This window comes from Saccharopolyspora gregorii, assembly GCF_024734405.1.
GTDB lineage: Bacteria > Actinomycetota > Actinomycetes > Mycobacteriales > Pseudonocardiaceae > Saccharopolyspora_C > Saccharopolyspora_C gregorii.
The window spans coordinates 2,781,869-2,794,263 of record NZ_CP059556.1 but is presented as its reverse complement, the minus strand read 5'-3'; the positions used below and the strand labels follow the sequence as shown (position 1 = coordinate 2,794,263).

The following is a 12,395-nucleotide window of genomic DNA, read 5'->3' as shown; positions in this document are numbered from 1 at the left end:
GCGGGATGGCGGCTCAGCCGACGTAGCGGCGCGCCACCGAGGTGCGCTGCGGTTCTTCCAGCAGCCGAAGCTGCGCTTCCAGCTCCGGTGGGACGCACCGCCGTTCCCGCAGCAGCCACGGCAGCGCCCGCAGCACCCCGCCGACCGCCGCGACCGTGTGCCGGTCCTTCGGGCAGCCCGCCAGCACGCTCGCGCTGCGCCGCAGCGCCGCCCCGAGCGGTCGCCGCGCCCAGGTCGTCAGCAGGGTGTTGCGGATGCCGAGCCTGCGCCGCCCGCGCGAGTCGCGGCGCCCGGACGGGCGGTGGTGCACCACGACCTCCTCGGCCCAGCACAGCCACCAACCGGCGCGCACCAGGTCGATCGCCAGCAGCTCCTCCTCGCCGCCCAGCCACAACCGCTCCGAGAAGCCGCCCGCCGCGCGGAACGCGCTCACCCGCACGGTGGTCAGCCCGGCCATCACGCTCAGCAGCGCGGTGCCCGGCAGCCACGGCGGCGCGGGCACCGGCGAGTCGCGCAGCTCCGGGGTCAGCGGATCCTCGACGAGATCGGGTTCCACCAGGCAGCGGCCCATCACCGCGCCGATGTCCGGGTGCCGGTCCAGCAGGTCGACCGCGGTGCGGATCGCCCCCGGCTGCCAGCGCACGTCGTCGTCGCAGAACGTCACGTACGGGGTGGTCGCGCACCGCACCGCGTGGTTGCGCGCCACCGCACCGGCGTTGACCGGCTCCACCAGCACGGTGACCTCGGGGAAGCGAGCGCGGACGGCTTCCGCGCTGCCGTCGCCGGAGGCGTTGTCGACGACGATCACCGGCGCCCGTTCGGGCAGCGCCGTCATGTGCTCCAGCGTCCGCAGCAGTTCGTCCCGGCGGTCGTGGGTGATCACCACGACCGTCGAGCGGGCCCCGGTGCTCACCCGGTCGGCGGGTCGGGGAGTTCGGGTTTCGCGGGCGCCTCCGGCGCGTCCGGTTTCGCCGGCTCCCGGGGTGGTTCCGGTGCGGGAGCGGTCGGCGGGTCCGGGACCTCGGGGGCGTCGGGTTCTTCGGCGGGCGGGGGTTCGCGTCGCGGGACCTGCTGCAGCATCGCCTCTCCGATCGCTCGGCGTCCGCTCGGAGCCGAGGACTACCCGCCCGCCCGGTCGCGCACACCGCTGGTGCCGGCGATCACCGCTGATCGCCCGCGATGATTGCGGGCGGACCACGCGGGGTAGGCGGGTGCGAAGTCCCCGCACGGTGAGGAAAGCATGGTCTCCCACGTCTTCGTACTCGGTCTCGACGAGCGCAACCTGGACACGTTGCGCGGCCTGCCCGCACTCTCCGACTGCCGGTTGCACCCGCTGCTGGACGTCGACCGGCTCGTGCACGTCGACGAGATCGACCTGCCCGCGCTGCTCGCGGAGGCCGAGCGCGAACTGGACGCCTTCGACGGGCCGGTGGACGCGATCGTCGGCTACTGGGACTTCCCGGTCAGCTCGCTGGTACCGATGTTGTGCGCACGGCGCGGCCTGCCCGGCGCCGACCTGCGTGCCGTCGTGCAGTGCGAGCACAAGTACTGGAGCCGGGTGGTGCAGTCGGAGGTCATCGACGAGGTGCCGCGCTTCGGCCTCGTCGACGTCGACGAGGACACCGCGCCCCCGGCGGACGTGCGCTACCCGATGTGGGTCAAACCGGTGAAGTCCTTCTCCTCGCAGATGGCCTACCGCGTCACCGACGACGAGGAGTTCCGCTCCGCGCTCGGCGAGATCCGGGAGGGCATCGACAAGGTCGGCAAGCCGTTCGAGGACGTCCTGGCCCGCATCGACCTCCCGGCCGAGATCGCCGACGCGGGCGGGCGCTCCTGCGTCGCGGAGGAGGCGGTCAGCGGGCGGCAGGTCACCGTGGAGGGCTACGACCCGGGCGACGGGGTGCGGGTCCACGGCGTCATCGACTCCGTGCAGTACCCCGGCACGTCGAGCTTCCTGCGCTACCAGTACCCGTCCTCGCTGCCGGAGGAGGTGATCCGGCGGATCACCGACGCCACCAGGCGCGTCATCGAGCACATCGGGCTCCGCCACGTCCCGTTCAACGTGGAGTTCTTCTGGGACGAGGAGTCCGGCGCCGTGCACCTGCTGGAGATCAACGCGCGGCACTCCCAGTCGCACGCGCCGCTGTTCGAGGACGTGGACGGTGCGCCGAACCACCAGATCCTGGTGCAGCTCGGCCTCGGCCGGGACCCGGACTTCCCGCACCGCCGCGGGGAGCACGCGGTCGCCGGCAAGTGGTTCTACCGGACGTTCGAGGACGGCGTGGTGCGCCGCGCCCCCACCGCCGAGGAGGTCGCCGCGGTGGAGAGCGAACACCCCGGCGTCCGGGTGCACCTGATGGCCGAGCAGGGCGTCCGGCTGTCCGAGCTGCCCGACCAGGACAGCTACAGCTACGAACTGGCCCACCTCTACATCGGTGCCGCCGACCCGCAGCGGCTGCAGGAGGAGTACGAGCGCTGCGTCCACGACCTGCCCTTCGAGATCGACCGAACAGGAGGAACCGCATGAGGGCGGTGACGAACCTCCCGCACGAGGTCCGCGCCGAGGAGCACGTGTGGATCCCGTTGCCGGACGGGACCCGGCTGGCCGCGAAGATCTGGCGGCCGGTGTCCTCCGACGACGAGCCGTGCCCCGCCGTGCTGGAGTTCATCCCGTACCGCAAGCGTGACCTGACCGCGCTGCGCGACTCGATCCACCACCCGTACCTGGCCGGGCACGGCTACGCGTGCCTGCGCGTGGACCTGCGCGGCAGCGGCGAGTCCGAGGGCGTGCTCACCGACGAGTACCTGGAGCAGGAGCTGCGCGACGGCGAGGACGTGCTCGCGTGGATCGCGAAGCAGCCCTGGTGCACCGGCCGCACCGGGATGATGGGCATCTCCTGGGGCGGTTTCAACGCGCTGCAGCTGGCCGCGCGCGGGCCGGAGAGCCTCGGCGCGATCGCCGCGGTGTGCTTCACCGACGACCGCTACGCCGACGACGTGCACTACATGGGCGGTTGCCTGCTCAGCGACAACCTGTCCTGGGCGTCGACGATGTTCGCCTACAACTCCTGCCCGCCCGACCCGGCGCTGGTCGGGGACCGCTGGCGGGAGATGTGGCACGAGCGGCTGGAGGGCAGCGGCCTGTGGCTGCGGGAGTGGCTGGAGCACCAGCGCCGCGACGACTACTGGCGGCACGGCTCGGTGTGCGAGGACTACTCCTCGGTGCGGTGCCCGGTGCTGGCGGTCAGCGGCTGGGCCGACGGGTACTCGAACGCGGTGTTCCGCACGCTGGAGAACCTCGACGTCCCGCGCAAGGGGCTGATCGGCCCGTGGTCGCACAAGTACCCGCACCTGGGCCAGCCCGGCCCCGCCGTCGGCTTCCTGCAGGAGCTGGTGCGCTGGTGGGACCGCTGGCTCAAGGGCGTCGACAACGACGTCATGGACGGGCCGATGCTCACCACCTGGATGCAGGACAGCGTGCCGCCGTCCACCGCCTACGCCGAACGGCCCGGCCGCTGGGTGGGCGACCCGGAATGGCCGTCGCCGCTGGTGGAACCGGCGCGGCACGCGCTGCGCCCGCACCACGTCGGGCTGCCCGGCGAGGAACCGGAGGAGGCCGAGCTGGTGGTGCAGTCACCGCTGTCGGTGGGCCAGTTCGCCGGGAAGTGGTGCTCCTACAACGCTCCCCCGGACCTGCCCTACGACCAGCGGGAGGAGGACGGCGGCTCGCTGGTGTTCGACACCGACGAGTTCACCGAGCGCGCCGAACTCCTCGGCGCACCGGTGCTGGACCTGGACGTGGAGGTGAGCGAACCGGTCGCGATGCTCGCCGCCCGGCTCTCCGACGTGCGGCCGGACGGTTCGGCGACCCGCGTCACCTACGGCCTGCTGAACCTCACCCACCGCGATTCGCACGACGAACCGGCGGAACTGGTGCCGGGGCGGCGGTACCGGGTGTCGGTGGCGCTCAACGGGGTGGCGCAGGCATTCCCGCCCGGGCACCGGCTGCGGATCTCGCTGTCCACGTCCTACTGGCCGCTGGCCTGGCCGCCGCCGCGCCCGGTGCGGCTCACCGTCCACACCGGACGCAGCAGCGTGCTGCTGCCGTGGCGGCGCGGCGGCGCCGACGAACCGGAGGTGCGGCCGTTCGAGGAACCGGAAGGGGCGCCGCCGGTCTCCTCCACCCCGCTGTCGCCCGGGGAGGAGCGCTGGACGGTGTCCCGCGACCTCGTCGGTTACGAGTCGGCGCTGGAGGTCGTCAAGGACCTCGGCGTGGTCCGGCTCGACGACATCGACCTCGAACTGGCCCGCGACGCGTGGGAGCGCTACAGCTGGACCGGCGACGACTTCGACTCGGTGCGCGGCGAGAACGTGTGGCGGATGGGTTTCCGGCGCGACGGCTGGGACGTGCGGACCGTGACCCGCACCGTGCTCACCTCCACGCCGGAGGAGTTCCAGCTGCACGCCCAGCTCGACGCCTACGAGGACGACGAGCGGGTGCTGTCGAAGAACTGGCGGCACTCCATCCCCCGCGACCACGTGTGAGCACGCGAACGCACGACGAAGGAGGAGCACCATGTCCGCACGCAACTCTCCCCCGGCCCAGCAGCAGACCGCGCCCGGGGCGACCGAGGGGATGGTCCCCGCTCCCCGCGACGAGATGACCGAGTACCGCGGGCGCGGGTTGCTCGACGGCAAGCGGGCCCTGGTCACCGGTGGCGACTCCGGCATCGGGCGGGCGGTCTCGGTGGCGTTCGCCAAGGAAGGCGCCGACGTGGCCATCGCCTACCACGCCGACCTGGAGGACGCCGACGCCGAACGCACCGCCGAGCTCGTCCGCGCCCAGCAGCGGCAGTGCGAGCTGCACAAGACCGACCTCGGCGACGAAGCGGCCTGCCAGCGGCTCGTCGACGAGGTCGCCGCCGAGCTCGGCGGGCTCGACGTGCTCGTGAACCACGCCGGGACCCAGGCGCCGGTGGAGCGGTTCACCGACACCACCACCGAGCAGTTCGACCGCACCTTCAAGGTGAACGTCTACGCGCCGTTCTGGCTCACCCGCGCCGCCCTCGCGCACATGCCGGCGGGTTCGGCGATCGTGAACACCGGTTCGGTCAACGGGTTGCGCGGCAACAAGACCCTCATCGACTACGCGGCGAGCAAGGGCGCGGTGCACGTGCTCACCATGTCCCTCGCGCAATCCCTGGCGCAGCAGGGGATCCGGGTGAACTGCGTGGCGCCCGGTCCGGTGTGGACACCGCTGATCCCGGCCACGCTGCCGGAGGAGTCGGTGGAGGGCTTCGGCGAGCACGTGCCGATGGGGCGGATGGGCCAGCCGGACGAGATCGCCCCGTCGTACGTCTTCTTCGCCGCCGACCAGCTCTCCAGCTACTACACCGGCGAAGTCCTCGCCCCGGTGGGCGGGGAAACGCACCCGGGGTGAACGTGTGAGCCGATCTTGCGGCGGGTATCCGGGTGGCCCCGCACAGGACAGGAGGGAGATCGTGCTCGATCCCGCATCCCGGGCACCGCGAGCGTCGGTCCCGGACACCGCCCGGATCGCCGCCCGCGTGCTGCTGCCGACCTTGGCCGCCGGTGTCATCGTCCGCAGGCCGCGGGTGATGGCGTTCGCGGAGCGCAGGCAGCTCGACCGGTCCGCGATCCGGCTGCTCGCCGAACTCCGCTCCCGGTACGGGGACGGCCCGCTGCGGCTGCCGATCCCCGGCCGGGAGTTCGCCGTGGTGCTCGATCCCGCCCAGGTGCGGGACGTGCTGCGCGACTCGGCGGACCGCTTCACCCCCGCGAACCTGGAGAAGCGCACCGCGCTGCGGCACTTCCAGCCGCACGCGGTGCTGATCTCGCGCGGGCGAGCGCGGGCGCGGCGGCGCGAGTTCAACGAGGACGTGCTGGAGATCGACCGGCCGGTGCACGAACTGGGCCCGCGCATCGCCGAGATCACCGCGGAGGAGGGCGCTCGGCTCGCCGAGCACGCGGGCGGGCGGCTCGACTGGGACGCGTTCGCCGCCGGGTGGTGGCGCGCCGTGCGCCGCATCGTGCTCGGTGCCGGCGCCCGCGACGACCGGCGGCTGGTCGAGCTGCTCAACGGCCTGCGCTCGGATGCGAACTGGGCGTTCCTGCACCCGCGCCGCACCGCCCGCCGCCGCGAGTTCGACCGGCGGCTGCGCGCGCACCTGTCCCGGGCGGATCCCGGCAGCCTCGCCGGGGTGATCGCCCGTAATTCGTCCGATGTGGACGGAGCGGATCAGGTGCCGCACTGGCTGTTCGCCTTCGACGCCGCCGCCATGGTGGCGTACCGCGCGCTGGCGGTGCTCACCGCGCAGCCGGAGCGGCTGCGCGCCGTGCGCGAGGAGGCCGACGGCGCGGACTCGCCGATGCTGCCGCTGCTGCGGTCCTGCGTGCTCGAATCGGTGCGGCTGTGGCCGACCACGCCCGCGCTGCTGCGCGACGCCATCACCGAGGCGAGCTGGGGCGGCCGCACGATCCCCCGCGGCAGCGGCCTGTTCATCTACACCCCGCTGTTCCACCGGGACCGGGGCACCGTCCCCGACGCGGACCGGTTCGCCCCCGAGTCCTGGCTGGGCGGTGCCGCCCAGCAGCACCCGGGTCTCGTCCCGTTCAGCGCGGGCCCCGGCCGCTGCCCCGGGGAGAACCTGGTGCTGCTCACCGCGAGCACCCTGCTCGCCGCCCTGCTGCGCGGCCACGAGTTCCGGCTGGACGGCGAGCACGAGTTGGGACCCGACGGGCCGCTGCCGCACACGCTGGACAACTTCGAGCTGGAGTTCCGCGTCGCGGCGCGCGCGGCCTCCGGGACGCGGTGAGCGGGGGACCCGTGCTGGAGGAGAGCGCGACCGCGGCGCCCCGCACCCGCGCGGACCTGCCCGCGCACTGGCTGCTGACCGCGGCCGAACGCGGCAACCCGGCCACCGGCCTCGACGAACGGCACCCCGCCGGGATCGCGTGGTCCACCGGCAACTCGGTGCGCCCGCTGGTCGACGGCACCGAGTACTTCGACCGGCTCGTCCCCGCGCTGCGCGACGTCGGTGCCGGGGACCGGATCTTCTTCTCCGCCTGGATCGGCACCCGGGGCAAGCCGCTCGACGCCGAGGGCACCACCCTCGGCGAGCTGCTGCTGCGGGCGCTGCGCCGCGGCGCCTCGGTGCACGCGCTGTTCTGGTGGCCGTTCCTGACGCTGCGGCGGGACCTGGTGCCGGACAACCGCCGGTTCGCCACCGCGCTGCGCCGCCACGGCGGGGCCGCGCTGCTGGACCAGCGGGTGCGGCCGATCGGCTGCCACCACCAGAAGTTCCTGGTGGTCCGCCGCCCCGAGCGGCCGGACACCGACGTGGCCTTCCTCGGCGGAATCGACCCGTGCGCGAGCCGCCGCGACGACCACGAGCACCACGGCGACCCGGACGTGCAGACCTCCATCGACGACCGCTACGGCGCGCGACCGGCCTGGCACGACGCCCACCTGGAGGTGCGCGGCCCGGCGGTGCAGGACGTGGAGCACTGCTTCCGGGAGCGGTGGGCCGACGCCACCGCGTCCCGCCGCGGCCCGATCTCGCGGACTCGCCGGTTGTTCGCCCGGCGCGCCGACCCGCTGCCCGACCGGCTCCCGCCGCCACCGCGGTCCGGGGAGCAGGCGGTCCAGCTGCTGCGCACCTACCCGGCGAAGCGCCCGCGCTACCCGTTCGCGCCGGACGGCGAGCGCAGCGTCGCGCGCGGCTACGCGAAGGCGCTGCGCCACGCCCGGCGGCTCGTCCACGTCGAGGACCAGTTCCTGTGGTCCCCGGTGGTGGCCGAGGCGTTCGCGGCGGCACTGCGCCGGGAACCCCGGTTGCGCCTGGTCGCCGTGGTGCCGCACCGCCCGGAGAAGGGCGGCGTCGTGGAGACGGCGACCAACGACGTGGCGCACCGCGAGGCGCTGGACCTGCTGCGCGCGGCCGGCGGCGACCGGGTCGACGTGCACGACCTGGAGAACACCGCCGGGCTGCCGATCTACCTGCACTCGAAGGTCTGCGTCGTCGACGACCGCTGGGCGGCGGTCGGCTCGGCGAACCTCAACCGCCGCTCCTGGGCCTACGACTCGGAGCTGACCGCGGCCGTCGTGGACGAGGGCGCGGACCCCGGGTTCGCCCGGGACCTGCGGTTGCGCCTGTGGTCCGAACACCTCGGCCGCTCCCCCGGCGACACCGCCGACCTCGCCGACCCGGTGCGCGGCGCCGACGTGCTGCGCGAGTCCGCCGCCGTGCTCGACCGCTGGCACGCGCAGGGCCGGGCGACCGCCCGGCCGCCGGGCCACCTCCGCGCCCACGCCCGCCCGGACCCGTCCCCGCTCACCCGCCTGTGGGCGCGCCCCGCCCAACGCCTCCTGATGGACCCCGACGGCCGCCCCACCCAGCTCCGCCGCACGAAGCGGTGGTGAATCAGTTGACGCAGGGGATGGCGTCGGCGGTGATGTCGGGGGCGCGGTGGGCCGGGGTGGCGGCCTGGAGGCCGTCGAGGCGCAGGGGTGCGGGTGGGGCGAACTCCTCGGCCGCGTCGTCGAAGTCCTCGCCGAGGACCACGCGCACCTCGCCAGCGGGTTGCGACGGGTCCGCGGTGGTGGGGATGCCGCCGAGGTGCTCGGCGACGAAGCGGGCGACCTCGGCGTCGTCCGGGTGGTGCAGCACGCGGGAGCGGCCGGTCTCCGGTCCGTTGCCGACCTCGCCGACGGGGACGTCCGCGGCGAGCAGCGCGTCGCGGGTCCGGGCGGCCAGGCCGCCGACGTCCGTGCCGTTGAGCACGTCGACGGTGGTCGCGGCGAGCGCGGCCGGGACCGGCGGGGTGGGAGGCAGTCCTTCGTTGACCCGGGCGATGGTCATCCGGACCTGGTGCGGGTCGACCTGCACGGCCTGCCCGTCGGGAGTGTCGTACTCGGGGTCGACGATCGGGATGGTGCCGAACTCGATGTCGCCGCCGGCGAGGCCGCTCATCTCGGCGGCGAAGGCCAGCAGGTTCCAGTCCTCGTCGAGCACCACCGACCGTTCGACGGCGTCGAGCAACCGCTGCAGCTTCACCGGGTTCGCCATGGTCCCGGCGGAGAGCACGCGCCGGGCGAACCCGGCGAGGAACGCCTGCTGCCGTTGCACCCGGTCGAGGTCGCCGCGCAGCAGGCCGTGGCGCTGCCGCACGAACGCCAGCGCATCGCCGCCTTCGACCTCCTGGCGCCCGGCCGCGAAGACGGCACCGGAGTACGGGTCGTCCACGGCCTCGTTCAGGCACACTTCGACCCCGCCGATCGCGCTGGTGAGCTCGTAGAAGCCCAGCAGGTTCACCTCGGCGACGTGGTCCACGTCGACACCGGTCAGCTGCTGCACGGTCTGCACGAGCAGATCGCGCCCGGCGGCCGAGGAGCGGCGCTCCAGCTCCGCCTGATCGGCCACGCCGTCCGCCACCAGCCGCCGCCGCTCCTGCGCCTTCCCCATCCCGTACGCCGCATTGATCTTGTGCTCGCCCTGGCCCGGGACGGCGACGAACGAGTCCCGGGGCAGCGAGTACGCGACCGCACGGCTCCGGTCGGCGGGCACGTGCAGCAGCATCACCGTGTCGGTGAGGCTCGATCCGCTGTCCCCGGTGCGCAGTTCTTCCAGCACCTCGGGCGGCAGCGGGTTCCCCTGCGCGTCGGTCCGGCCGTCCAGCCCGACCAGCAGCACGTTTACCGGGCCGCTGGAACCCGAACCGCCGGAGACCGCGCCCGGCAGCCGCCCCAGCGCGTTCCAGCCGTACCCGGTCACCAGCAGCACCAGCGCCGAGGCCAGCGCGGTCGCCGTGCGCGCGGCCACCCGCGGTCGCCCGCGGGCGCGGCGCGGCGAGGCGGTCCGCGGCCGTCCGCGAACGGGACGCAGCGGGGCGGTCCGCTCCTGGTCTAACCGCGCCACGAGCCCTCCTCGGCGAAACGGTCCGGTTCGGTGGGCCGGTGGTCGATCGCGGACGGTTCGTCCGGGGACGGCGCGGCGCCCGGCCGACGCGCCCGGGACCGGTCGTGGTGGCGGCACAGCACCAGCGCGACGGCGAACAGCGCGCACAGCGCGGCGGCGAGGGCCAGCATCGAGATCGGGTCCTGCCCGGGCGTGGCGACGGCGGCGACGACGAACAGCCCGAACACGATGCCGCGCCACCAGCTCCGCAGCTTCGCGTACGACAGGATCCCCGCCCGGTTGAGCATCACCAGCACCAGCGGCAGCTCGAAGCTCAACCCGAACATGAACAGCATCAGCAGCACGAACCCGACGTACTCGTCCCCGGTCAGGGCGGTGAAGAACGCGTCCCCGCCGAACCCGACCATGAACAGCAGCCCCTCCGGGACCACGAAGTACGCGAGCAGCCCGCCGGAGGCGAACAGCACCGTGGCGAACCCGACGAACTGGGCGGCGAACTTGCGCTCGCCCTCCTTCAACCCCGGTGTGATGAACGCCCACAGCTGGTACAGCCACACCGGGCTGAGCAGCACGGTGCCGACGGCGATCCCGACCTTCAGCTGCAGCACGAAGACCTCGAACGGTTTCGTCTGCAGCAGGCGGCACCGGCCGGGTTCCGGGCTGAACCGCATCTCCGGCGGCAGGGAGCAGTACGGCGCGAGCAGCAGGTCGCCCAGCGACGGCACCCCGAACAGCGGGTGCGAGAACCACCAGAACCCGAAGGTCCCGCCGAAGACGACGGCGATCATCGCCACGCCCAGCCGGTACCGCAGTTCGCGGAGGTGGTCGACGAGGGTCATGGTCCCGTCGGGGTTGTGCCTCCTGCCCCACCGGCGGCGCGGGCCGCGGCCGTGGTTCGGGTGGCGCGGCGTCCTGGCCACTGCGCTGCTCTCCCGGTTCTCGTCAGCTCCCGGCCTCTTCGCGGCGTTCGCCGCGCGCCTCGGTGCCGCTCGTGCCCGGGGCCTGCTCGCCGGGGTTCAGCCGGCCCTGCGCGGCGCGCGCCGCGGCTTCGTCCTCCTTCATGCCGCGTGCTTCCGCCTTGAACACGCGCGCGGACTGCCCGACGGACCGCGCGAGGTCCGGCAGCTTGCCCGCGCCGAACAGCAGCACCACGACGCCGACGAGGAGCACCAGCTCCCACCCACCCGGCAAACTCACGATTCCCGCTCCTCCACTAGTCGGAAGGCGTGCGGGATGCGGCTCGGTCCACTGCGGACGGTCCACGGCAGGTGGGCACCGCTCCGGCGCGAGCCGGGGCCTCCATCACCCGCACGGCCGATCCCAGTGTTCGCCCGCGCGGGAGGGCGCGGCAACGCGCGCGCCGTGATGGTTGCGATCGCGCGGCGCGATCGCGGCGGCGCTCAGTGCGCGTCCGCGACCTCCGGGCGCGCGTCCGCGATCTTCGGGTGCGCGTCCGCGACCTCCGGGCGACCGGCCGCGGCGATCATGTCCACGAGCGCGCTCATCGGCGTGCCGCGCACCGGGATGCGTCCGCTGAGGACGAATTCGATCTGGTCCAGCGCAGGCAGTCCGCCTCGGACCGGCACCAGCCCGTCCGGGACGACGCTGCGCGCGAACACCGCGACGCCGAGCCCGGCCCGCACCGCCATGCTCAGCCCGTTGAGCCGGTCCGCGGTGCAGCTGACCCGCCAGGACCGCTGCGCGCGTTCCAGCGCGGACAGCGCGCGGGCGCGGGTGATGCTCGGTTCCGGGTACACCACCAGCGGGACCGGGTCTCCCGGCACGATCCGGGTGTCCGGGGTGCCGACCCAGACGAGCTCGTCCCGCCACAGCAGGCGCCCGGACGGTTCGCTGCCCGGCTGCTTGATCAGCGCCATGTCGAGCTCGCCGCGTTCGAGCCGGTCGTGCAGCGGGGTGCTGAGCCCGGCGGTGAGGTCCAGGTCGACCCGCGGGTGCATCCGCTGGAACCGCTGGGCGATCTGCGAGAACCAATCGGAGACGAGGTCCTCGGACACTCCCAGCCGGACCCGCCCGCTGGGTTCCGGCCCGGCGAAGTAGTCCAGGGCCTGCTGCTGCCTGCCGAGGATGTCGCGGGCGAAGCCGACCATGGCCTCGCCGTCACCGGTCAGCTCCACGGTGTGGCTGTCGCGGACCAGCAGCGAGCGGCCCACCGCCGCCTCCAGCTTGCGCACGTGCTGGCTCACCGCGGGCTGCCCGAGCCCGAGGGCGCGCGCGGCGCGGCTGAAGCCACCTGAATCGGCCACTTCCAGGAACGTCCGCAGCCAGACGGGATCCAACACAGGTCCGGGACATTACCACCGGGTCCCCGCGGCGAGTCCTCCGGCGGCGACCGGTGCGCCCGGTCACGCGCTCCGCCCCGGAGTCCGGCCGGAACCTGCTCCCGGCCGCACCCGGCGGGGAAACCGCAGCTCAGCGCGGCACGATCCCGGCAGGTGA

Annotated in this window: 11 protein-coding genes; 5 read left to right on the top strand and 6 right to left on the bottom strand. The window is 73.9% G+C overall.

The annotated features are described in order from the left end of the window. Positions 1–13: 13 nt before the first annotated feature. Positions 14–913: a glycosyltransferase gene (locus H1226_RS11990; protein ID WP_258349072.1), complete on the bottom strand. Its 900-nt coding sequence runs from the start codon at positions 911–913 to the stop codon at positions 14–16. Further along, entirely contained in the window at positions 910–1,080 is a 171-nt protein-coding gene (locus H1226_RS11985) for a hypothetical protein (RefSeq protein WP_258349071.1), read from the bottom strand. The genes H1226_RS11990 and H1226_RS11985 overlap by 4 nt, the downstream gene beginning before the upstream one ends. Positions 1,081–1,240: 160 nt before the next feature. Here H1226_RS11985 and H1226_RS11980 point away from each other — a divergent pair, with 160 nt between their 5' ends. From H1226_RS11980 to H1226_RS11960, 5 genes are all read left to right on the top strand, one after another. After that, on the top strand, positions 1,241–2,527 hold the full coding sequence (locus H1226_RS11980) for an ATP-grasp domain-containing protein (RefSeq protein ID WP_258349070.1): 1,287 nt from the start codon (positions 1,241–1,243) through the stop codon (positions 2,525–2,527). After that, positions 2,524–4,545: a CocE/NonD family hydrolase gene (locus tag H1226_RS11975; protein WP_258349069.1), complete on the top strand. Its 2,022-nt coding sequence runs from the start codon at positions 2,524–2,526 to the stop codon at positions 4,543–4,545. The genes H1226_RS11980 and H1226_RS11975 overlap by 4 nt, the downstream gene beginning before the upstream one ends. A gap of 31 nt (positions 4,546–4,576) precedes the next feature. Further along, on the top strand, positions 4,577–5,440 hold the full coding sequence (locus H1226_RS11970; RefSeq protein WP_258349068.1) for an SDR family oxidoreductase: 864 nt from the start codon (positions 4,577–4,579) through the stop codon (positions 5,438–5,440). Between the two features lie 61 nt (positions 5,441–5,501). Further along, positions 5,502–6,836, top strand: coding sequence for a cytochrome P450 (locus tag H1226_RS11965; protein WP_258349067.1), 1,335 nt, complete (start codon positions 5,502–5,504; stop codon positions 6,834–6,836). After that, positions 6,833–8,443 carry a phospholipase D-like domain-containing protein gene (locus H1226_RS11960; RefSeq protein WP_258349066.1) on the top strand — a complete coding sequence of 537 codons (1,611 nt, stop codon included), beginning with the start codon at positions 6,833–6,835 and terminating at the stop codon, positions 8,441–8,443. Before H1226_RS11965 ends, H1226_RS11960 begins: the two co-directional genes overlap by 4 nt. Position 8,444: 1 nt before the next feature. On the opposite strand, the gene H1226_RS11955 is transcribed toward H1226_RS11960, so the two are convergent. From H1226_RS11955 to H1226_RS11940, 4 genes are all read right to left on the bottom strand, one after another. Beyond that, complete coding sequence (locus H1226_RS11955; protein WP_258349065.1) at positions 8,445–9,938, bottom strand: LCP family protein; 1,494 nt, start codon at positions 9,936–9,938, stop codon at positions 8,445–8,447. Further along, positions 9,926–10,858: a twin-arginine translocase subunit TatC gene (tatC, locus tag H1226_RS11950; protein ID WP_258349064.1), complete on the bottom strand. Its 933-nt coding sequence runs from the start codon at positions 10,856–10,858 to the stop codon at positions 9,926–9,928. The genes H1226_RS11955 and tatC overlap by 13 nt, the downstream gene beginning before the upstream one ends. Before the next feature lie 22 nt (positions 10,859–10,880). Further along, positions 10,881–11,135, bottom strand: coding sequence for a Sec-independent protein translocase subunit TatA (gene tatA / locus H1226_RS11945; RefSeq protein WP_258349063.1), 255 nt, complete (start codon positions 11,133–11,135; stop codon positions 10,881–10,883). Between the two features lie 203 nt (positions 11,136–11,338). Then, positions 11,339–12,238, bottom strand: coding sequence for a LysR family transcriptional regulator (locus H1226_RS11940; protein ID WP_258349062.1), 900 nt, complete (start codon positions 12,236–12,238; stop codon positions 11,339–11,341). Positions 12,239–12,395 lie beyond the last annotated feature (157 nt).